Origin of the sequence: Crossiella sp. S99.2, assembly GCF_023094165.1 — a bacterium.
Taxonomy (GTDB): Bacteria; Actinomycetota; Actinomycetes; order Mycobacteriales; family Pseudonocardiaceae; genus Crossiella.
In genome coordinates, this window is sequence record NZ_JALMDK010000003.1 from 23,174 (window position 1) to 44,169 (window position 20,996).

Annotated in this window: 17 protein-coding genes; 11 read left to right on the plus strand and 6 right to left on the minus strand. The window is 69.7% G+C overall.

Annotated elements, in window-relative coordinates; genetic code table 11:
- The first annotated feature begins 25 nt into the window (after nucleotides 1–25).
- The 3 genes from MZC64_RS11375 (at nucleotide 26) to MZC64_RS11385 (ending at nucleotide 2,611) form a co-directional block, all read left to right on the plus strand.
- Nucleotides 26–532, plus strand: a complete 507-nt coding sequence (locus MZC64_RS11375) for a DinB family protein (RefSeq protein WP_247757399.1) — start codon at nucleotides 26–28, stop codon at nucleotides 530–532.
- A 173-nt stretch (nucleotides 533–705) separates the two neighbouring features.
- The gene (locus MZC64_RS11380; protein ID WP_247757398.1) at nucleotides 706–1,890 is read left to right on the plus strand and encodes an amidase domain-containing protein; all 1,185 of its coding nucleotides are present in this window, start codon (nucleotides 706–708) and stop codon (nucleotides 1,888–1,890) included.
- A gap of 316 nt (nucleotides 1,891–2,206) precedes the next feature.
- Complete coding sequence (locus MZC64_RS11385; RefSeq protein ID WP_247757397.1) at nucleotides 2,207–2,611, plus strand: hypothetical protein; 405 nt, start codon at nucleotides 2,207–2,209, stop codon at nucleotides 2,609–2,611.
- 176 nt (nucleotides 2,612–2,787) lie between these two features.
- Here MZC64_RS11385 and MZC64_RS11390 read toward each other — a convergent pair whose 3' ends face one another.
- On the minus strand, nucleotides 2,788–4,005 hold the full coding sequence (locus tag MZC64_RS11390; RefSeq protein WP_247757396.1) for a serine hydrolase domain-containing protein: 1,218 nt from the start codon (nucleotides 4,003–4,005) through the stop codon (nucleotides 2,788–2,790).
- Between the two features lie 208 nt (nucleotides 4,006–4,213).
- On the opposite strand from MZC64_RS11390, the gene MZC64_RS11395 reads away from it, so the two are divergent.
- The 4 genes from MZC64_RS11395 (at nucleotide 4,214) to MZC64_RS11410 (ending at nucleotide 6,956) form a co-directional block, all read left to right on the plus strand.
- Nucleotides 4,214–4,831, plus strand: coding sequence for a hypothetical protein (locus tag MZC64_RS11395; RefSeq protein ID WP_247757395.1), 618 nt, complete (start codon nucleotides 4,214–4,216; stop codon nucleotides 4,829–4,831).
- Nucleotides 4,831–5,037, plus strand: a complete 207-nt coding sequence (locus tag MZC64_RS11400) for a hypothetical protein (RefSeq protein WP_247757394.1) — start codon at nucleotides 4,831–4,833, stop codon at nucleotides 5,035–5,037. The genes MZC64_RS11395 and MZC64_RS11400 overlap by 1 nt, the downstream gene beginning before the upstream one ends.
- Before the next feature lie 129 nt (nucleotides 5,038–5,166).
- Nucleotides 5,167–5,913: an ABC transporter permease gene (locus MZC64_RS11405; RefSeq protein ID WP_247757393.1), complete on the plus strand. Its 747-nt coding sequence runs from the start codon at nucleotides 5,167–5,169 to the stop codon at nucleotides 5,911–5,913.
- A 32-nt stretch (nucleotides 5,914–5,945) separates the two neighbouring features.
- Complete coding sequence (locus MZC64_RS11410) at nucleotides 5,946–6,956, plus strand: iron-siderophore ABC transporter substrate-binding protein (protein WP_247757392.1); 1,011 nt, start codon at nucleotides 5,946–5,948, stop codon at nucleotides 6,954–6,956.
- 349 nt (nucleotides 6,957–7,305) lie between these two features.
- Here the strand turns inward: MZC64_RS11410 and MZC64_RS11415 are convergent, their stop codons facing one another.
- Both MZC64_RS11415 and MZC64_RS11420 read right to left on the minus strand, forming a co-directional pair.
- Entirely contained in the window at nucleotides 7,306–9,063 is a 1,758-nt protein-coding gene (locus MZC64_RS11415; protein ID WP_247757391.1) for an ABC transporter ATP-binding protein, read from the minus strand.
- Nucleotides 9,060–10,955, minus strand: a complete 1,896-nt coding sequence (locus tag MZC64_RS11420; protein ID WP_247757390.1) for an ABC transporter ATP-binding protein — start codon at nucleotides 10,953–10,955, stop codon at nucleotides 9,060–9,062. The genes MZC64_RS11415 and MZC64_RS11420 overlap by 4 nt, the downstream gene beginning before the upstream one ends.
- Nucleotides 10,956–11,016: 61 nt before the next feature.
- Here MZC64_RS11420 and MZC64_RS11425 point away from each other — a divergent pair, with 61 nt between their 5' ends.
- The 3 genes from MZC64_RS11425 to MZC64_RS11435 all read left to right on the plus strand — a co-directional run bounded on the left by MZC64_RS11425 (nucleotide 11,017) and on the right by MZC64_RS11435 (nucleotide 16,045).
- Nucleotides 11,017–12,069 (plus strand): iron ABC transporter permease, encoded by a 1,053-nt coding sequence (locus MZC64_RS11425; protein ID WP_247757389.1) that lies wholly within the window; start codon nucleotides 11,017–11,019, stop codon nucleotides 12,067–12,069.
- Nucleotides 12,066–13,130, plus strand: a complete 1,065-nt coding sequence (locus MZC64_RS11430; RefSeq protein WP_247757387.1) for an iron chelate uptake ABC transporter family permease subunit — start codon at nucleotides 12,066–12,068, stop codon at nucleotides 13,128–13,130. Before MZC64_RS11425 ends, MZC64_RS11430 begins: the two co-directional genes overlap by 4 nt.
- A gap of 533 nt (nucleotides 13,131–13,663) precedes the next feature.
- Nucleotides 13,664–16,045, plus strand: a complete 2,382-nt coding sequence (locus MZC64_RS11435; protein ID WP_247757385.1) for a germacradienol/geosmin synthase — start codon at nucleotides 13,664–13,666, stop codon at nucleotides 16,043–16,045.
- 968 nt (nucleotides 16,046–17,013) lie between these two features.
- Here MZC64_RS11435 and MZC64_RS11440 read toward each other — a convergent pair.
- Nucleotides 17,014–17,817 (minus strand): NAD(P)-dependent oxidoreductase, encoded by an 804-nt coding sequence (locus tag MZC64_RS11440; RefSeq protein WP_247757383.1) that lies wholly within the window; start codon nucleotides 17,815–17,817, stop codon nucleotides 17,014–17,016.
- Between the two features lie 95 nt (nucleotides 17,818–17,912).
- On the opposite strand from MZC64_RS11440, the gene MZC64_RS11445 reads away from it, so the two are divergent.
- Nucleotides 17,913–18,629 carry a TetR/AcrR family transcriptional regulator gene (locus MZC64_RS11445; protein ID WP_247757381.1) on the plus strand — a complete coding sequence of 239 codons (717 nt, stop codon included), beginning with the start codon at nucleotides 17,913–17,915 and terminating at the stop codon, nucleotides 18,627–18,629.
- Here the strand turns inward: MZC64_RS11445 and MZC64_RS11450 are convergent.
- Both MZC64_RS11450 and MZC64_RS11455 read right to left on the minus strand, forming a co-directional pair.
- Complete coding sequence (locus tag MZC64_RS11450; protein ID WP_247757380.1) at nucleotides 18,610–20,076, minus strand: carboxylesterase/lipase family protein; 1,467 nt, start codon at nucleotides 20,074–20,076, stop codon at nucleotides 18,610–18,612. The two genes, MZC64_RS11445 and MZC64_RS11450, sit on opposite strands and share 20 nt — an antisense overlap.
- Complete coding sequence (locus MZC64_RS11455; protein ID WP_247757378.1) at nucleotides 20,073–20,984, minus strand: MBL fold metallo-hydrolase; 912 nt, start codon at nucleotides 20,982–20,984, stop codon at nucleotides 20,073–20,075. Before MZC64_RS11455 ends, MZC64_RS11450 begins: the two co-directional genes overlap by 4 nt.
- Nucleotides 20,985–20,996 lie beyond the last annotated feature (12 nt).

Consider the following 20,996-nt stretch of genomic DNA (forward strand, 5'->3'; position numbering starts at 1 on the left):
AGGCGCCGCCGGTTACCCTGCCCCCGTGATCACCGAACGTCCGGACCCGCCCCGCCAGGGCGACGAACGCGAAACCCTGCGCGTCTACCTGGACTTCCACCGCGCCACCCTGGCCATGAAATGCGCGGATCTGTCCACAGAGGACCTCCGCCGCCAATCCTCCCCACCCTCGACCCTGTCCCTGCTGGGTCTGGTGCGGCATATGGCCGAGGTCGAACGCACCTGGTTCCGCCGCGTCATCAACGCCGAGGACATCCCCCTGGTGTGGTCGGACAGCTTCGACTTCCAAGCCGCCTACGACGCCACCGACTGCACCCGGGAGGAGGCATTCGCCGCCTGGGAGAACGAAATCGAGCACTCCCGGCGGATCGAACTGGCCGCGGAATCCCTGGAGGTCACCGGCTACCAGCCGCGCTGGGGCGAGCACGTGTCGCTGCGGATGATCATGCTGCACATGATCCACGAGTACGCCCGGCACAACGGCCACGCCGACTTCCTGCGCGAGGCCATCGACGGCGTCACCGGCGCGTGATCGCAGCCTGCACATGCGGGATCTGAACAGCGAGTCATCATCACCTGGATGGTGGTACGGCGAGCAGTGGCGTCGGCAATATTGTCTTCGCCAACTCTCCGCCACATTTCCTTAGGTGGAGAAGGGGGAAGAAAACTCAATAAGGGGGGACTATGTTCCTACGGGGACGTCCATTGCGGCATGCGCTGAGTTTGGTGCTTGCTGCTGGTTTTCTTGTTGGCTCCGCAGGGTCTGCGGCAGCCTTGGTTGATCTTGCCGAAAAGGATCGTGGGCAAATCCAGCGATTGCTGACGGTTTACCTCGCTGACCGGGCGAACCGGGTTACGCAAAGCAGCACGCTTGCGGTACCGAATGACCCGGCCAGGCTGACCTCGGTAACAGTCAGTCGGCTGCTAGGAGGAAGACTCGCGGCCGAAGCTGCCGAGTTGGATGCCCGGCGCAGTAGATATCTCGAACTTGGCGGCGCCTTCAAGCGCGCTGAGGTGCGAGTTCGCGACGTTCTCGTCAACCACCTCGGCGTGGCGGCTGCTGCCGTTACCCTGCTTGAACAGACCCGGCTGCACTATCGGAATCCCAGTAGTGATCAGGCTCCTCAGCATCTCGACTACACGCTGAGTCACCGTTTCTCCGTTGTACGCGAGCACGGCGCGTGGGTGCTGGATGCTGACTCCGTCAACCTGCCAGGCGGACCGCTTTCGCCGTTCACCTATGTGGCGCAGGGCCGGGCGACACCGCTGAGCGAGCGGTTGAACACGCGGGCGATTACGGACCAGTCGATGAAGTTGTGGGACCGTTCCACCTCGGCCGAGCCACCGACCGGCCAAGCCAAACTGGGATATGACTACACCGCCATGGTGAACTACGCCCGGCAGTGGGCGTACGCAAGAAACCCGCAATATCCACGGTTTGACAATGACTGTGCGAACTTTGTTTCCCAAGCTTTGCGTGCCGGAGGTTGGGAGATTGCGCTGGACCCATCCTCGGGATATCCGGCAAGGGATCCGAAGAACTGGTATCATTATCAATCTTCTGCGATTCACTACTGGAGTCGCACGTGGTCTATTTCGCACGAGCTGTACTTCTTCGCTCGTGACGAATCGCGTCGAGCGACTCCTCTGCGCTATTTTGAGGAACTGTCCATTGGTGATATCTTGCAGGCTGACTGGAATAACGCGGAAGGGCAGCCGGCCCCGGACGGGCGTCTTGATCACACAATGATGGTCAGTCGCAAGGAGGGAACCTCTCCGAATCAGATCTTGCTGACATATCACACCGAAGACCGGTTCGATCACCCACTTTCCTTGGTGCTGGCGGCCGCGCCGTTGAGTCGGGCGAACTACTACGGCCTCCGGACGTGAACAAACCCGGTACCGTGGTCTCACGAAGCATCATGACGCATTTCCAGGGTAGGTAGGCATGTCGTTCTCCCGGGTCGGGACTGCTCTTACACTCGTCGCCGTGCTGGCGGCCTGTACGGGTCCCGGCCCGGGAAGCGAGGCTGATCGGCCCACTCGCACCGTGTCCGAACCGGTCGCCGGTCGCTGGTCTGAGCCCTGGCCCACGGCTGTGGCTGACGTGCCGCCAGTTCCTGATTCCACCCGTGCGGAATGGCTGGAAGCCCGGCTCCGCGCGGTACTGGAGTCGGTAGTCCGAGTGGCGAAGCTAGCCTCGTCGGTGCAGCGCGTGGGCGGCTCGGCCAGCTACCAGGTCGGCGCACTGGTAGGCGACGCTGAGGGTGGATTTGGCTCTGTGACGGTGAGTTTCGCCGCGCCGCCGTTTACTCGCGGCACGCCAGGCTGTCTGCCGCCGGACAAGCAGGTGTGCCGGATCCTCGATCGTCAAGAGGGTGCGGTGGCGCTCACCGATCGCAGCGCCCTCGGCATGGACACGGCGGGCCTGACTATCTCGGCCGAGCGCTTCAACACCGAGTCCTACCTTGTCGCCAGCGCACGGGCCACCGACCGTGCCGACCCTGCCCGAGCCATCTTCTGGCATGGTGGGAAGCCCCTGGGCCGGGTGCCACTAACTGCCGACCAGGTCGTCGATCTGGTGACCAGACCCGAATTCCGGCCGAATTAGGCGCTGACGCCTGACTGTTCCGGAGCGCTGGCCGATCCGGCATGCCGTGTTCGCCGACGTCGTACCCCGGCTTGGCCGCCACGTGCCGGTGGCCTTGGCCTGACGTGGAGACCGCGTGTCAGTTCGGCCAACAGCCCGTACGACAACGGCTAGCACTGGCTGCGGGTTTGGGTCGGTCAGCGGAACCAGATCCCGCCGTTCACCCGGTGATACCCCAGCCCCCGGTACGCCGCGTCGATCAACGCCTGACCGCGTTCGTTCACGCCCAGCCCCGGCCCCTGCCGGTTCATCACATACCCGAACGACATCCGCGCCCCGGGATCGGCGAAGCCGACCGCCCCGCCCATCCCGCAGGCGCCAAACGCCTGCTCCGACCACAGCACCCCCTCCCGGTCCGCGGGCGGCAGATGCCGGTTGTCGCAAGCCTTGCTGAACCCGAGCGAGTACCGGCTGGGCACCAGCGTCACCGCGTCCAGGGACCCGGCTGAACTCACCGCCCCGGCCCGTGCCACCGCGGCCCGGTCCAGCAACCGCAACCCGTCCACGCTGCCGCCCACCGCGAGTGGCCGGTACAGCAGGGACAGGCCGCGCGCGTTGGTCAGTCCGCCGGTGCCGCCCAGCACCGCCGCGCGGGCGGCCCGCGAGTCGGCCTCGCCGGGGGCCAGGTAGCCGCCGTTGTTGAGCAGCACCCGGCCTGCAGGGGAGTCGGGATCGGTGATGGCGGTCAGCTGCATGGTGGGGATCAGCTCGGACAACTGCGGCTGCGGAACCATCGGCGCGGCCGCCTCGTCCAGATCCGGCGGCAGGGTCAGCCAGAAGTCCAGATCGAGTGGCCCGGCGAGTTCACGCTCGAAGAACTGGGCCAGGGAGCCGCCGGTGATCCGCCGGACGAGTTCGCCGATGAGGAAGCCGAAGGTGAAGGCGTGGAAACCGTGCCGGGCGCCCGGGGTCCACAGCGGTTCGGCCGCGGCCAGCCGCTCGGTCATCAGCTCCCAGTTGTAGAAGGCCCCGCGCGGCAACACCTCCCGCAACCCGGGCAACCCGGCCTGGTGGTCGAGCAGCTGGCCGACGAGCACGGAGTCCTTGCCGCCCTTGCCGAACTCCGGCCAGTACCGGCTCACCGGGGCGAGCAGGTCGAGCTGACCACGCACCGCGAGCAGGTGTGCGCACAACGCGGTCGCGCCCTGGGTGGCGGTCCAGACGTGGGTGAAGGTGTAGTCCGTCCAGCGTCTGCCCTGCGCGGGATCGGCCAGCCCGCCCCACAGGTCGACCACGGTCTCCCCGTCCACGGTCAGGTGCACCGAGGCGCCCACCTCGCCGCGTTCGGCCAGATTGCGCTCGAACTCGGCGCGCACCCCGGCGAAACGCGGGGTGCACAGACCGTGGACCGGCACGGGTGTCCTCCTGGGGCTCGTCCAGAGCTAGAGGCTTACGTCCTGGAAGCGGGAAAAAGGTCCATACGTGTCCGTACCGCGACGCAAACTTTGCCGATCGGTGTTGCGGCACGCCTGAGAGCCCGAAAGATGACGGTCCGATCTCGTGCCGCTTTCCCTATGACCCCAACACAAGCGTCCGGGCCATTTCCCCGGTAACACTGGTGCCGTGTCCACACCCACGCCGTCGATCACCGAGCGCCCCGGCCGTTTCCGCCGGCTGCTCGGCCTGGTGGTGGCGTTGTGTGCGCTCACAATCACCGGTTGTGCGGCGCTGACCGAACTGGTGAAACTGAGCCAGCGAATCGAGAAGGCCGGCGTGGAGCAGGTCTCCACGCACCAGTCCACCGAGTCGACTGGGCTCCTCCGGCTGCGCGTCCAGGCACAGCAGCGGGACCGGCGCGCCGACCCGGAACAGACCGCGCAGAGCATCGCCAAGGTCGTCTGGGACACCTTCCCGCGCCGGATCGACGAGCTGGAGATCACCCTCGACGGGATGCTGGTCGCCCGCGCCGACCGGGCTGAGCTGATCGACCGGCTCGGCGAACGCAACCCGGCACTTGAGGAGGACACCGGCGACGGTGGCCTCGGATCCTGGTTGCTGTTCGCGCTGATCGCCTTCGTGCCGCTGGCACTCGGGGTGATCGGCCTGCTGTGGTGGCAACGCCGCCGGCGCGAGCGCCGCGCATCCGAGGTGTCGCAGACACCACCACCCTACCCACCCGCGGTGGCCTGGCCGCCGTACCAGGGACCGCCACCCCCGTCCGGAAGGGGACGCACCCACTGATGTACGTCTACCTGTTGTGGCACACCAGTCATTTCGGTGGCCGGGACGAGAAGTTGCTGGGCGTCTACGCGACCCGCACCGAGGCCGAGGCCAGGGTGGAGCGCTCGCGCGCGCTACCCGGTTTCCGGGAGGAGCCCAGCGGCTTCCACATCGCGGAGTACCGGGTCAACTCAGACCAGTGGGCGGAGGGCTTCCTCACGGTCTGACCCGGCGCGCCCGTCCGGCCCGGCGAGACCGTTCGCCCCGCCGTGAGCGTCTGGCCCGGCGCGCCGTCTGCCCCGGAGTGATCGCCTGACCTGCCGCGACCATCAGACCCGGCGCGGGAGACTGCGCCGGTGCGCGTTGACCTCGGACCGTCACTGGCGGTCGTGCTCTTGCTGCTGACCGTGGCCGCCGCCGCGGTGGTCCGCCTCGGCGGCCTCGGCCCGGCCCGCCCGGTGCTCACCGCCGCGGCCCGCGCGGTCCTGCAACTCACGCTGATCTCGCTGGTGCTGCTGGCCGTGCTGCGCTCGACCGGCTGGACCGCGCTGTTCATCACCGTGATGTGCGCGGTCGCGGTGCTCACCTCGGCCCGCCGACTCGGCGGCCTGCGGCACAGCGGCTGGCTCGCCCTGGCCATCGCCGGCGGCGCGCTACCGGTGCTGATCCTGCTGGTGCTCACCGGAATCGTGCCGCCGCAACCGATCGCGGTGCTGCCCACCGCCGGCATCCTCATCGGCGGCGCGATGACCGCCACCAGCCTGGCCGGCCGGCGGGCCCGGCACGAGTGGCACACCCGGCACGGCGAGTACGAAGCCGCCCTCGCCCTGGGCCTGCCACCCCGCGACGCGGTCCTCGAACTGTGCCGCCCCACCGCGGGCCAGGCCTTGCTGCCCGCCCTGGACCAGACCCGCACGGTCGGCCTGGTGACCCTGCCCGGCGCGTTCGTCGGCATGCTGCTCGGCGGCGCCACCCCGCTGGCAGCCGGTGCCACCCAACTGGTTGTGCTCATCGGATTACTGGCGGTGGAGGCGATCGCGGTGCTGGTCACGGTCGAACTGATCGCCCGGGGCCACCTCGGCGCACCCCAAGTCAAAGGTTAGGCTTCCCTAAGCACGTTACTGGGAGGAAGCACATGTCCAAGAGAACAACCCTGCCCGCCGTGGCCCTCGCCCTGGCTGCCACGTTGGTGGCCGGCGCCTGCGGATCGGCGGGTACGAATTCCCCGGCGGAGCAGGGCGGGGGAGACGGCGTCTTCCCGGTGAAGATCGAGCACAAGTACGGCACCACCGAGATCACCAAGCGCCCCCAGCGCGTGGTCACCCTGGGCCTGTCCGACCACGAGACGGCGCTGGCGCTGGACGTCAAGCCGGTCGGCGTCGTGGACTGGTTCAAGGAACGCCCCTTCGGCGTTTTCCCGTGGCAGAAGGAGAAGTGGGCCGGCACCGAGCCCACCATCGTCGGCGAACGCGACGACATCAACATGGAGAAGGTCGCCTCGCTGCGCCCGGACCTGGTGATCGCGGGCTACTCGGGAATCAAGAAGGAGCAGTACGAGACCCTGACCAAGCTCAACATCCCCGTGGTGGCCCAGTCGGCCAAGCACCCCGACTACGCCACGCCGTGGGAGGAGATGGCCCGCACCATCGGCAAGGCCCTGGGCAAGGACAAGGAACTCGACGCCAAGATCACCGCGCTGAAGGACCGCTTCGCCAAGATCCGCGCCGACCACCCCGAGTGGGCCAAGCAAACCGCCCTGGTCGCCGACACCGCCCAGCCCGGCGTCTACGCCGCCTTCGCCGCCCACGACCCCAAGCTCGCGTTCCTCCTGGACCTGGGCTTCCAAACCCCAGACCGCCTGCGCCAGGCCCCGAAGGAACAGAACATCATCGAGATCGGCTCCGAAGGCCTCCCCGACCTGTTCGAGGTCGACCGCCTGATCTGGCTCACCGAGGACGCCAACCTGGAGAAGAAGGTCAAGGCCGACCCGGTCTACCAGCGCCTCAAGGTCTTCCAGGACAAGCGCGACATGTACGTCCCCTACAACGAACCCCCCATCGGCGCCGCCATCTCCTTCAACACGGTCCTGAGCATGCCCTACGCCCTGGAACACCTGGTGCCCCTGCTCGTGAACGCGAAGAAGTAACCACCGCGAGGACGTAACCACCGTGGATCCGGCTGCCGGCCAGCGCATCAGCCGCGGCCCGGCAGCCGGATCCACACCAGCCCAGCCCACGCACCGCTTCCACCTTCGCGCCGGCTGGCTCCGGGTCGGCGTGCCGCTGCCGGCTTCCCGGCGCACCGCTTCCGTCTCCACCGCGCCACGGCCCGGCCCGGCTGGCCTTCACTCCGGCCGGCCACTTCGCCCCGCCCCGCGCACCGCTTCTATCTGCGGAACGAAACGATCAGCGACCGAAGTTCCGCGAGCGATTCTGCTCTGAGCGAACAGCCCCAAACCCGCAGCTCACCCTCGCCGCACCATCGTCCAGACCCGGCTAAGCCGCGCTCCCGTCACCACCGCGCCCGTCCGACCAGGCAGCCCACAACTCAGCGTACCGACCACCGGCCCGCAACAACTCCGCGTGCGCCCCGGACTCCACCACCCGTCCGCCGGCCAGCACCACCACCCGGTCCGCCGCGGCGGCCTGCGTCAACCGGTGCGCCACCACCAGCGCCGTCCGTCCGGCCAGTGCCGCCATCGCCGCCTGCTCCAGCACCCGGGCGCCCGCGCTGCCCGCCTCGGCCGTGGCCTCGTCCAGGATGACCACCGGTGGGTCCGCCAGCACCAGTCGGGCCAGTGCCAGCTGCTGGGCCTGGGCCACGGTCAGGCGATGGCCGCCCTCACCGACCACAGTGGACAGTCCGTCCGGCAGTCCCTCGGCCCACGTCAGTGCGCCCACCCGAGCCAGCGCCGAGCGTAACTCCGCCTCGGACGCCTCGGGCCGGGCCAGGCGCAGATCCGCCGCCAGCGACCCGGCGAACACGTGCACTTCCTGGGTCACCAGGGCCACTGTCCGCCGTAACGCCAGCTCGGCCAACGGCAATCCGCCCACCGTCACCGTGCCGCCGGTCGGCTCGCGCACTCCCGCGATCAACTTGGCCAGGGTGGTCTTGCCCGCCCCGCTCTCGCCGACCAGCGCCACCCGCTCACCCGGCGCCAGTTCCAGGTCAACTCCGTGCAACACCTCGTGGCCCTGGACATACCCGAAGGTCACGCCGCTGACCTTGACCGTGGTGTCCACCGGAACCACCGCCCCCGCGGGCTCTGCCACCGCGGGTCGGTCCGCCACGCCCACCAGCCGGGCCAGGCTCGCCGCCGCCGACTGCGCGTCGTCGGCCAAAGCCAGTGCCGCGCCCACCGGGTTGAACAGGTTGTGCGCGTACAACGCGGCCGCCGTCGCCGTGCCCAGCGACACCGATCCCTGTGCCACCAACACAAATCCGGTCACCAGCACCGCGCCCAGCCCGATCAGCTCAGCCGTGTTGACCCGACCGTAGAACTGCGTGACCAACCGGATCCCGCGCAACGCCAGCGACACCGCGGACTCCGACCGCTCCCGCACCCGGCCGAGCTGCTGACCACCCATTCCCAGCGCCCGCACCGTCGAAGCCCCGCCAATGGTGTCCAGCAGTTGCTGTTGCTGAGCCCCGACCGCCACCCGGTGCTCGGCGTAGACCCGCAACGCCCGCCCGCCGTACCAGCGCACGGCCTGCACCTGCACCGGCAACGCGAGCAAGGCGGCGAGCAGGAACCGCCAGTCCAGCACCGCGAACCCGGCCAGCGTCAACACGATCGCCAGCCCCGACTTGGCCAGCACCGGCACCGCGTTGCGCACCGCGTCCGCCACCACGGCCACATCCCGGGTGACCCGGGCGGTCAAGTCGCCGGACCCGGCCCGCTCCACCTCACCCAGTGGCAGCTCCAGGGCCCGCGCGACAAAGCGTTCCCGCAACCGGGCCAGCATGCCCTCGCCCAGCCGCGCCACCATGGCCACCCCACCCGCGGTGGCCACCCCCTGGACGAGGGCCACCACCACCAGCCACCCCACCGACCAGGCGATGGCATCGGCCGGATCCCGCCCCGCCACCAGGTCGACGATCCGCCCCAGCAACCAGGGCGTCACCAACCCGACCGCGGTACCCAGCAACAACACCACGAACCCGCCGAGGGCCAGCCCCCGGTGCGCTCGCAGCAAACCCCACACCGCGGCCCAGGTCCGCCGCCCATCCGCGACCGGCAGCAGTTCCCTCATCCCAGCACCGCCGCCCGGTAGTCGGCGTTACCCGCCGCCAGCTCCACATGCCGCCCCTGCGCCACAACCCGCCCCCGCGTCACCAGCAACACCCGATCAGCCACGGCCAGCAACGCCGGACTGGACGCCACCACCACCGTGGTGCGCCCGCGCCGCACGTCCCGGATCCCGGTCGCCAGCCGAGCCTCGGTCACCGCGTCCACCGCGGTGGTCGGTTCGTCCAGCACCAGCACTACGGGATCCGCCGCCAGCGCCCGAGCCAGCGCGACCCGCTGCCGCTGCCCGCCCGACAACGACCGCCCACGCTCACTCACCGGGGTGTCCAGCCCCGCGGGCAACACCTCGGCCACGCTGTCCACTCCGGCCGCGACCAATACCCTGGCCAGCTCAGGCGGAATCGACCCACCGTCAACGGGATCCGGTGCCGACGCGGCCGAATTCGCCACAGCACCCGGCGCGGCGGGAACCGCCCGGACATCCGGTGCGGCGGGAACTGCCACAGCACCCGGCGTGGCCGAAACCGCCACGGCACCTGGCGGGTCGGGAACCGCCCGGACACCCGGCGCAGCCGGAGCCGCCACGGCGCCCGCCGAGCCCGGCTTCGTCGCGGCCGCGGCCTGGACGTTCTCCAGCACCGTGCCCTCGAACAGCTCCGCGTCGTGCGCCGCCACCAGCACCGCCGACCGCGCCAGTCGAGCGTCCACAGTGGACAGTGCGACCCCGTCGAGCCACAGCTCGCCCGACTCGGGTTCCACCTCACGACCCAAGCAGCGCACCAGCATCGCCGCCTCGGCCGGGTCCACGGCCACCACGCCCAGGAACTCGCCCGCCTTGACGATAGCACTGAAATCCAGTGATCCACTCCGGCTGTCCACAGCCAGCGAACCGGCCGGATTCGCCGGCAGCACGGCGGTCGCGGCGGGCAGCAGCGGGGGAGTGGACAGCACTGCCGCGATGCGGTCGGCCGAACTCCGGCCCTGGGCGAAGTTCTTGCTCACCCAGGAGAACAACGTCAACGGCCACAACAGGAACTGGGCCAGTCCGACCGCGGTGACCAGTTCGCCGACGGTGATCGTCCCGTTCGCGGCCAGGTTCGCCCCGACCAGGGCGACCACCGCGAGGAAAATCCCGGTGAGCATGGTCATCGAACCGTCCAGCCAGGACTGCGCCCGTGCCGCGCGCACCGCGGCCGCCATCGACTCGCCGCTGATCGTGGCGTACCGCGCGGTCGCGGCCTGTTCGGCGCCGATGCCCTTCAACGCCCGGAGCCCGGCCACCAGATCCGCCGCGACCCCGGAGGCAAGCGCGGCCCGGTCCTGCTCGGCGTGGCTGCGTCGTTCCAGGGGCCGTCCCAGCGCCCGCGCCGCCCACAGCAACAACGGCGCGGCCACCAGCACCAGCGCGCCCAGAATCCAGGACGCCCGCAGCAACGCCACCGCGCCGACCACCAGCGCCACCACCGCGGCCAATCCGGCGGGCAGACCCATGTTCAGCGCCCCGACCCGCTGCGCGTCCCCGGTCGCCACACTGGTCAGCTCGCCCGACAACCGCCCGGTCTCCGCGCCGCCGCGGGGGTCCAGCACCCGCTCGGTCAACTCGATCCGCAGCCGGTGCGCGGCCCGCTCCGCTGCCCGTTCGCCGAGCCGCGCGCTGAACCGGAAGCTCAGCGACAGCAGCACGAAGTCCAGCACGAGCACACCCAGCCACCACAGCAGCGTGCTGAGCGAACCGGTGGAGACAGCCTGGTCGATCACCACGCCGATCAGCACCGGCACCAGTGCCTCGCCGGTCTGATGGCTGGCCGCCAGCACGGCGGAGGACCCGGTCAAGCCGCGTTGGCCGAGGATCGCGCGAGTCAGGACGGCGCGGCCCGACGTTGTTCCGACGGGCACCCCGTCACCTCCCAGTTAGGTAAGGCTACGGTAACGGAGTACGACTGGGGATGGAGATCAAATGGTCGAGGTGCTCGCCACACACGGGAGTTCGCCGCCGCGCACGGCCCGTGCTCGCGGGATCGCGGTGCGTGCCGGTGGACTGTTGCTCGCGCTCGCCGCGCTCGCGGTGGTCTGCCTGCTCAGTGTGTGGTTCGGGCTGAAGTCGATTCCCTTCGCTGAGATCTGGTCGGTGTTGTGGCACAACAACGGCAGCGCCGAAGCGGTGATCGTGCACGAGCTGCGCATCCCGCGCACGCTGCTCGGCCTGCTCGTCGGCGCCGCGCTCGGACTCTCCGGCGCCCTGATGCAGGCGTTGTCCCGCAACGCCCTGGCCGATCCCGGACTGCTCGGGGTGACCATGGGCGCCTCCACCACGGTGGTGATCGGCATCGCCTTCCTCGGTGTGTCCGGCACCACCGGCTCCATCGTGCTCGGCTTCGCCGGCGCCGCTATCGCCTCCCTCGTTGTCTACGTGCTCGGTTCGACCGGCCGGGCCGCGGTCACGCCGGACCGGCTGATCATGGCCGGAGCGGCGATCACCGCGGTGCTGCTCGCCTTCAACACCGCCGTGCTGCTGCTGGACCCGGCCTCGTTCAACCAGTTCCGCTACTGGAACGCGGGCTCGCTGGCCGGCCGCCGGATGGACGTGCTGACCGTGGTCGCCCCGTTCCTGGGCGCGGGCATCCTGCTCGCCCTCGGACTGGCCCGCCCGCTCAACGGACTCGCCCTCGGCGAGGAGACCGGCCGCGCCCTCGGCGTCCACATGGGACGGACCCGCTGGCTCGGCGCGCTCGCCATCACCGTGTTGTGCGGCGCGGCCACCGCGGCGGCCGGACCCATCAGCTTCCTCGGCCTCGCCGTGCCACACCTGGCCCGGCTGCTGGTCGGCGCCGACCAGCGCTGGGTGCTGCCCTACTCCGCGGTGCTCGCGCCGATATTGTTGCTGGGCGCGGACATCCTCGGTCGCCTGCTCGTCGCGCCCGCCGAGCTGGCGGTCGGGATCGTGACCGCTTTCCTTGGCGCGCCCGTGTTCCTCGCCCTGTGCCGCCGCCGGAAGCTGGTGCACTCATGACCCGCCTTCAGGAACGTACCACGCCGATCCGGGGCCGGGTGTTGCGTATCCACAGGGGCTGGTTGTCGGTGCGGGTGGCCCCGCGAACGCTGCTCATGTGCCTGCTGCTCGCCTTCGTCATGGCCACCGCCGGCGTGTTCGGCATGACCACCGGCGACTTCCCGCTCACCCCCGGCGAGGTGGTCAACGCCCTGCTGGGACTGGGCGACGGTCCCACCGAGTTCATCGTGGTGACCCTGCGCCTGCCCAGGGTGGTGGCCGGACTGCTGGTCGGCGCGGCGCTGGCGGTCAGCGGCGCGGTGCTGCAAAGCCTGACCCGGAACCCGTTGGGCAGCCCCGATTTCATGGGGTTCACCACCGGCTCGGCCACCGGCGCCATCCTGGTCATCGTCTGGTTCCAGGGCAGCATGGCCGCGATCTCCCTCGGCGCGCTGGTCGGCGGCGGGCTGACCATGGTCGTCGCCTACCTGCTCGCGTTCTCCCGTGGCGTGCAGGGATTCAGGCTCGTGCTGGTCGGCATCGGGCTGAGCAGCCTGCTGCTCTCGGTCAACCTGTACCTGATCACCAGCGCGAGCCTGCACCTGGCGCTGGCCGCGGAGGCATGGCAGACCGGCACCCTCAACGGCCGCACCTGGAACCACTTGCTGCCGCTGATCGTGGCCATGGCGGTGCTGCTGCCGGTCGCGCTGTACTACGGGCGCAGGCTGTCGGCGCTGGAGATGGGCGATGAGATCGCGGCCACGCTGGGGGTGCGGGTCGAACCCACCCGCCTGGTGCTGCTCGGCATCAGCGTCACCCTGGCCGCGCTGGCCACCGCCGCGGCCGGGCCGATCGCGTTCGTGGCACTGGCCGCCCCGCAGCTGGCCCGCCGACTCACCGCCGCGCCGGGCCCCAACCTGTTCGCCTCCGCGCTGATGGGCGCCGCGCTGCTGTTGGTCAGCGACCTTGCGGTGCAACGGATCTTCGCGCCGGTGCAGCTCCCGGTGGGCATCATCACCGGCGGGATCGGCGGGCTGTACCTGGTGTGGCTGCTGGTCCACGAGTGGCGCCGGGGCCGGTAGCGGCGTTGATTTAACATCGTGTCCAACAACAGCGAACAGCAACTGGGCAACCGTGGACACGACCGCAACCGCAGGCTGCGCGGCCGCCTCGATCAGGACACGAACGTGTTGCGGGAGCAATCACCCAGGCCGTTCGTGAGTCATGGTCTTCCCAGCGTTTCCGCACGGCCCCAACGATTGCGGATCCCTGACCCAGGTGGCGCCCCGCGCCCGCGCCCCCGTCTCGCGGGGCGCCACCTTGCTCACACCGAACAGGTGACCGTCCCAGAAACGGGCGACCTGGGTAAACACCTCTGGTACCGCCACCTGGTGTGGGTTTTGCATGATCAAAGCCGGACAGCTGAGGTCCACTCCCGGCACCTTCCGTCATCGCCATGACCGCCGGTTGGGCTGGTCGAGCGATCACCACTCCCGAAAGTGTGCAACCGCCCTGGAGTGGTTGAGACCGGCCGACCCGGCTGGTTGCCTGGCCCCAGGCGAACCCTGCGTCGCCGGTTCCGGTCGTCCGCGCAAGAAGGCAAAGGTGCGAGGTTATGCAGCCATTCGAGCTGCCTGAGTTCTACATGCCCTACCCTGCCCGGCTGAACCCCAGCCTGGAGGCGGCGCGCGTCCACAGCAAGGCGTGGGCGTATGAGATGGACATGATCGACGTGCCCCAGCACGGCGTGCCCATCTGGGACGAACACGACCTCGACTCGCACGACTACGCCCTGCTGTGCAGCTACACCCACCCCGACTGCGACACCGAGACGCTCAACCTCATCACCGACTGGTACGTCTGGGTCTTCTACTTCGACGACCACTTCCTGGAGATGTACAAGCGCTCGCACGACATGCAGAACGCGGTCGACTACCTCGACCGGCTGCGCCTGTTCATGCCGATCACCGGGCCGATCACCGAAACACCGACCAACCCGGTGGAGAAGGGCCTGCAAGACCTCTGGAACCGCACGGTGCCCTCGCATTCGGCGGACTGGCGGCGGCGGTTCGTGGAAAGCACCAAGAACCTGCTCGACGAGTCGATGTGGGAACTGTCCAACATCAACGCCGAGCGGGTGTCCAACCCGATCGAGTACATCGAGATGCGCCGCAAGGTCGGCGGCGCGCCCTGGTCGGCCAACCTGATCGAACACGCCGCCGGGGTCGAGGTGCCCGAGATCATCGCCGCCGCGCGGCCGCTGGAAGTGCTGCGGGACACCTTCTCCGACGCGGTGCACCTGCGCAACGACCTGTTCTCCTACGAGCGCGAGGTGCTCGACGAGGGCGAACTCAGCAACGGCGTGCTGGTGTTCGAGCGGTTCCTGGAGATCCCCACCCAGGAGGCGGCCGAGGCGGTCAACGACCTGCTCACCTCGCGGCTGCACCAGTTCGAGCACACCGCGCTGGTCGAGTTGCCGCCGCTGTTCGAGCGCTTCGCGGTCACCCCGCAGCAGCGCCTGGAGGTGCTGGCGTATGTGAAGGGGCTGCAGGACTGGCAGTCCGGCGGGCACGAGTGGCACATGCGGTCGAGCCGGTACATGAACAAGGGCGGCAAGGCGTCCCCGTCGGCCTTCAGCGGTCCGAACGGCCTGGGCACCTCGGCGGCGCAGATCATCCCGTCCATCGCGCGCACCATGCCGCAACGCCTGCGCAGCTTCGCCAATGTGCCATTCCAGCAATGCGGCCCGCTCCCGCGCCCGGACTTCTACCTGCCGTTCAACACCACCCTCAGCCCGCATCTGGACCAGGCCAGGGAGAACGTGGTCAGCTGGGCCAAGGAGATGGGCATCCTGGACGAGCCGCACCCGCTCTGGCCCGAGCGGACCGTGTGGAGCGAGCAGAAGATCCGCGACTACGACCTGCCGCTGTGCGCCGCGGGCATCCACCCCGACGCCACCCCCGAGGGTCTGGACATCAGCTCCGCCTGGTTGGCCTGGGGCACCTACGGCGACGACTGCTACCCCCTGGCCTTCGGCCACCCGCGCAACCTGGCCGCCGCCCGGGTCCAGACCGAACGCTTCAAGCTGTTCATGCCGCTGGACGCCGTGCAGACCGAGACCCCGGTCAACGCGATGGAACGCGGTCTGGCCGACCTGTGGAGCCGCACCGCGGGGCCGATGACCACTGCGCACCGCAAGGTCTTCCGCAAGGCCAATGAGGACATGACCGAGAGCTGGGTGTGGGAACTGGAGAACCAGTTCGCCAACCGCATCCCGGACCCGGTCGACTACGTGGAGATGCGCCGCGCCACCTTCGGCTCCGACATGACGATGGCGCTGTGCCGCCTGCAACTGGGCCAGGCCGTGCCCGAGGAGATCTACCGCTCCAGACCGGTGCAGGCGCTGGAGAAGTCCGCCCAGGACTACTCCTGCATGATGAACGACATGTTCTCCTACCAGAAGGAGATCCAGTTCGAGGGCGAGCTGCACAACGCGGTGCTCGTCGTGCAGAACTTCCTGGACTGTGACCGCGACCGCGCCGCGCAGCTGGTCAACAAGCTGATGACCGAACGCATGCAACAGTTCGAGCACATCCTCGCCGTCGAGTTCCCGGCCCTGTTCCGCGACCACAAGCTGGACCGCAAAGCCCAGAAGGTCCTCCTGGGCTACGCCGAAGAACTCAAACGCTGGATGGCCGGCATCCGCATCTGGCACGAGGACTGCATCCGCTACAACGAACCAGACCTCCTCCGCCACAACGCCCCGGCCGAACCTGCGGCAACCACTCCCACTACTCACCCCGGCCTGGCCCCGCCAGTCCCAGCTCTCTCAGCCCCGGCCCCGGCAATCCCAGCCCCGCCAGTTTCAGCGCCGCCAGCCGCTGCCGCCCTGGCAACCGCCGCACCCAGCACGACCAGTTCACGGTCGCTCGGCGGCCCCACCGGCCTGGGCACTTCCGCGGCCCGCCTGAAGCCCCTCACGGAGCCGGCGCACTGATCGCCCCACACCGCAACCCCCAACGTCGGCCACGCCCACCCAGGGCGTGGCCGACGTTGTCGCATGCCCAGTTCCCGTTGTGCCCCTTGCCATCCAGACTCCAGACGCGGGCCCGATCCGCTGTTCGCTCATAGCAGAACAGCCCGCGGAACCTCAGCCGCTGATCGTTTCGTTACCGCAGAAGAAAGCGGTGGGCGGCGCGGGCACCACACGGTCCAGCGATCGAGGAACAGGCGCCGCCAGTCAAGGGTCAGGCGGCCCGAGTGGATGAGGGGCCAGCCGACACGGGGGCGGAGTGCGCTCGACACGGGATACGACGGCATCGCTCCCGGTCCGGCGAGCAGGTGGCGACGGCCTGGTGGAGCGGACCCTCACCGCAGAACCCGCCGCTCGCCGCATGGGGCATGGGGCGGATAGCTGGCGCGGTCGGCGTCGCAGGCAGCCGAGGCTCGACGGCCCTCGGTTTCGGCTGAAGCCGACCGGAGCGGCGATGGCGCTACCGGCTGCGATGGCACTGGAGTGACCTGGTTGCTGGGCAGTGCGCCGGGCACTGTCGCTGGTCACAGGGGCGGCTGGCGGCGGTCGCCGGGGCGCGGGGTGGGGTGTTGCGGGCGTGGATCCGGCGGGACGTGGTGGCCTTCGGCGGCCTGGCTGGGCGGTCGGCGGGCTGGGGGCGGGGTACCTTGTGTGACTAACTTTGGTAAATACGTTGCGACATCCGGGTTGGTGCGTCACTCTGGTGGCAGAACAACTCCACCTCACAGCGTTACGATGAACGGCTCCGGGGAGCTGCGCGGGCGTTGGCGTCGATCTGATGTCACGCCATTGCGCCTGCCGCGCTACCCCGACGTGATCGCCGTTCATCATCGGGAAGCCGCCCTCCGCATTGCCGGACCGGGCGGCTTCCGCTATTTCCGGACCTTCTTCCCGGGGTGGCGGCGGTGGGCTTTAGGTACGACTGAAGGTGGTTAGGTCGGGTGCGGGGGCTTGGTACCGTGCGTGCGCCGACGCGATCCATGGTGGGACACGGCGGCCGAAACGGGTGGCCATCCGGTTTTCCCGTGCGCGCGGGGCAACCGGATGGTCCGCCTGTTCAGTAGCCGACGGTGAAACGCAGGCCCACGTGCCGCGGGTGTTCGGCCTCGTCCAGTACCGCGACCGCCAGGTCTTCCGCGGAGATCGCGCTGGTGCCGTCGGCGCGGACCAGTAGCTCGTTGCGGCCCAGGCGGTACCGGCCGGTGCGTTCGCCCGGCCGGTACCGCCTGGGCCGAGGGGCTCAGGTAGGTCCAGTCACGGTTGGACAGGCGGTACAGGTTGAGTGCCTCGCGGTGGGCGTGGATTACCCGGAGGTACTCCGGAGGGGTGCCCAGGTCGGCGGGGAGGGACTCGGCGATGCCGTCGAGGTCCGCGATCTGGTGACCGGGGCTGATCTCCAGGCTGCCCGCGCCGCCGATGACGATCAGTCGGGTGCGTGGGTGGGATTCCAAGGCGCGCAACAGGGAACGGGCCGCTGTGGGCAGTGCGTCGGCGTTGCGGATGGTGTCGTCGATGTCGCGGCCCGCGTTGATCGCGTTGACCAGTACGTCCATGCCGGGCAGTAATTCGGCGACCGCGGCTGGGTCGCTGATCTCGGCCTGTCGCCAGGTCACCGGGCCTGGCTCGGCGGGAGCGGTGGATCTGCTGATGGCGGTGACCTCGTGGCCGCGGGTGGCCGCCTCGCGGACGATGCGGCTGCCGATGACGCCGGTGGCGCCGAACACGCCGATGCGCATGATTGTCTCCCCAGTGTGATACACGCTGTTCGGGAACTGAACGGCGTGTAGTAAGTGCACGGTGGATACTATCCGCACGGCTTAGAGTGTCAAGGGTGCGAGATGTGACGCGGAACCGGCGGGCTCGGCTGCGGGCCGAGACGACCGAGGAGATCCAGGCGATCGCCCTGCGGTTGCTGGCCGGGGGTGGGCCGGACGCGGTCACGCTGCGCGCCATCGCCCGCGAGATGGGCATGACCGCTGGCGCGATCTACGGCTACTTCGCGACCAGGGACGAGTTGATCACCACGCTGATCCAGGGTGTCTACGGCGACCTGGTGGACGCGGTGGAGACGGCGCGGGACGCCCGTCCGGCCGAGGACACGGCCGGACGGATCATCGCGTGGGGCGAGGCGTTCCGGGGCTGGTCGGTGGCCAATCCACAGGGCTTCCGGCTCATCTACGGCGACCCGGTGCCGGGCTACGCGGTGCCGGAGGGCGGCGCCGCACCCGGGCCCGCGCACCGGGCCTGTTCCGGACTGGTGGAGCTGGTCGCGGCGGCCTGGCCCAGCGCGGAACTCCGGCAGGGCGGGGGCGGGTACCGGTGGGCCGACTTCGACTCCGGACTGGTGAGTGTGGTCCGCGCCGACTTCCCGAAGCTGCCGCCGGCCGGGGTGGCCCTCGCACTGCGGGTGTGGGGCCGGATGCACGGCCTGGTCGCCCTGGAGATCTACGGCCACCTGGGCGCGCAGACCGGCCAGAGCGCCGAGCTGTACGGCTACGAGTTGCGGGATCTGGTGGTCTCGCTGGGACTCACTCCGCCGGAGTGGTGAGCGTCCACTGCTCGTCGATCCGCATGCTGTGCGGGGTGGCGGCGGTATAGGCGGGCCAGCCCGGATCGCCGGTGCTGACGAATCGGCTCCAGGCGGCGTGCGTGCGCGCCACCAGCGTCGGCGAGGGCGGGGTCGGGCCGAGCAGGGACTCGACGCCGTGTAGTTCCTGAACGGCTGTGTTGGCGAAGACGAACGGCAATTCAACGCAGTGGCAGGCGCCCAGGGCCCCGTCGAAGGCATCGGATCGCCAGGCGAACCTGTACCGATGCGTTCGACCTGGTAGCTGCGTCGCGTGTGCTTGGGCCAGCTGCCGACTGCCCGCGCCGAAGAGCGCTTCGGTGGTGAGCCAGGGTGCCTGGCGGCCGGTGGGGACCAGGTAGAGGTTCGCCTCGTCGGTGTTGATCCCGATCAGCAGGTCCACCGGCGGCAGCACCGCCTCGGTGGGTGGCCGCGGCAGCGTGTCCGGGTCCAGGACCAGGCCGAACGGTGTGATGCCACGCAATGGACCGTCCGACGGCAGCGGAATCCGGCCGAGGCCCGCGATGAGGTCCGCATCCGCCACGCCGGCGAACCCGGCCGCGGTCGCCGCGACCCCGAGTTCGGTCGCGAGCGCCTCGGTGACCCGGTACGCCTGCTCCGGGGTGAGCACGGCGGCCGGGTTGCCGCTCTGGCTGATCACCCGCTGGAACAGTCCGTGTGCGCGGGGCGCGGCGAGCAGCCCGGTGGCCAGCATCGCCCCGGCGGACTGACCGGCCACGGTGATGTTGTGCGGATCGCCACCGAAGGCGGAGATGTTGTCCCGCAACCATTCCAGCGCGGCGATGACATCCAGCAGGCCGCGGTTGGCCGGGGCGTCGGGCAGGTGCAGCCAGCCGGGCGCGCCGAGGCGGTAGTTGACGGTGACCAGCAGGATGCCGTCGCGGGCGAAGGCCGTGCCGTCGTAGAGCGGGGCGGAGCCGGAGCCGGTCTGGAAGCCGCCGCCGTGCAGGAAGACGAGGACGGGGCGGGGGGTGGTGGCGGTGGGTGGGGTCCAGATGGTGAGGGTGCGGTAGTCGGGGCCGGGGGTGGTGGGGGAGTTGAGGGGGGTGAGGTTGAGGCGGCCGAGGGTGAGGCGGTGTGGGGCTGGGGCGGTGGAGCCGGGGGTGGTGGCGTCGTGGATGCCGACGCGGGGAGAGGGTGGGGTTGGGGTGGCGAAGCGGGTGTCGGGTGTGGTGGCCCGGATGTCCGGCTCAGCGAGAGATGGGGTGGTGGCAGGGCGTGCGCTGCCGGGAGGTAGCTGGGTTGGGCTGGACGATGCAGCGATGTGGGTTGGGGTTGGCGGGGCGGCCGGAGGGTGGTCGTGTGGGGTGGCGTGGACCGGGGCGGCGTAGGGCACGGCGTGGTAGACGGTCACCTCGGCGCGGTGCTCGCCCTGGACGGGGCCCTGGGCTGTGTGCACGGTGTTCATTTGCTGAACGCCGCCCAGCCGGTGATGGCGAACTTCGAGCCGTCGCGGGTGACCTCGGCCGCGCCGCTGCCGCCGAAGTGGGCCGGGATGATCAGGGCGTTGGTGTCGGCGGCCTCGGCGAGCAGTCGGCGGCGGGTGGCGATGGCGGCTGGTTCGTCCTCGCTGAGGCAGGGCTCGTGGTCGGGTTCGATCAGTTGCAGTGGGGTGTGCGCGATGTCGCCGATGAACAGGGCCCGGTCGGTGCCGGAGGCCAGGCGTAGCACGGCGGAGCCCGGGGTGTGGCCGGGGGCGAGTTCCAGGGTCAGGTTGGCGTCGATGCGGTGGGTTGGTCCGTCCCAGGTGGACAGTTGGCCGGTGTGCTGGAGTGGGGCGATGCTGTCGAGGTGGATCTGGGCGTCGTCGCGGGCCGCGCCGCCGAAGGGGGAGTGGCGGGGGCTGTTGTTGGCGGGGTTGGCGAAAGTGTTCTCGGGGGTGCTGAGCAGGTACTGGGCGTTGGGGAAGGTGGGGATCCACTCGCCGTGGTGCAGGCGGGTGTTCCAGCCGACGTGGTCGGCGTGCGCGTGGGTGTTGACGACCAGGTCGACGTCTTCCGGTCGCACGCCCGCTGCTGCCAGGCGGTCCAGGAAACCGGTCCGGAGGTGGTGGAAGGCGGGGACCCGGCGCTCCTTGTCATCGCCGATGCCGGTGTCCACCAGGATGATCCGGCCCTCGCTGCGCAGCACCCAGGACTGGGTGCGGGCCAGGTACATGTCCGTGGCGGGGTCCCAGTGGTCGGGGCTGAGCCAGGAACTGTTGGCCTGCCAGTGATCGCGGGACAGGGTGGGGAAGAGAGTCGCGGTGGGGGCGAAGGGGCCGTGCCACTCGGTGACCCTGCTGATCTCGACGTCGCCGAGGGTGATGGTGCTCATGCCGATCACGCT

Bases quoted from the DNA above. Each gene is read 5' to 3' on its own strand.
- MZC64_RS11400 (WP_247757394.1), top strand. From the start codon at position 4,831: ATGTACGTCTACCTGTTGTGGCACACCAGTCATTTCGGTGGCCGGGAC.
- MZC64_RS11410 (WP_247757392.1), top strand. From the start codon at position 5,946: ATGTCCAAGAGAACAACCCTGCCCGCCGTGGCCCTCGCCCTGGCTGCC.
- MZC64_RS11415 (WP_247757391.1), bottom strand. From the start codon at position 9,063: ATGAGGGAACTGCTGCCGGTCGCGGATGGGCGGCGGACCTGGGCCGCG.
- MZC64_RS11425 (WP_247757389.1), top strand. From the start codon at position 11,017: ATGGTCGAGGTGCTCGCCACACACGGGAGTTCGCCGCCGCGCACGGCC.
- MZC64_RS11430 (WP_247757387.1), top strand. From the start codon at position 12,066: ATGACCCGCCTTCAGGAACGTACCACGCCGATCCGGGGCCGGGTGTTG.
- MZC64_RS11435 (WP_247757385.1), top strand. From the start codon at position 13,664: ATGCAGCCATTCGAGCTGCCTGAGTTCTACATGCCCTACCCTGCCCGG.
- MZC64_RS11440 (WP_247757383.1), bottom strand. From the start codon at position 17,817: ATGCGCATCGGCGTGTTCGGCGCCACCGGCGTCATCGGCAGCCGCATC.
- MZC64_RS11450 (WP_247757380.1), bottom strand. From the start codon at position 20,076: ATGAACACCGTGCACACAGCCCAGGGCCCCGTCCAGGGCGAGCACCGC.
- MZC64_RS11455 (WP_247757378.1), bottom strand. From the start codon at position 20,984: ATGAGCACCATCACCCTCGGCGACGTCGAGATCAGCAGGGTCACCGAG.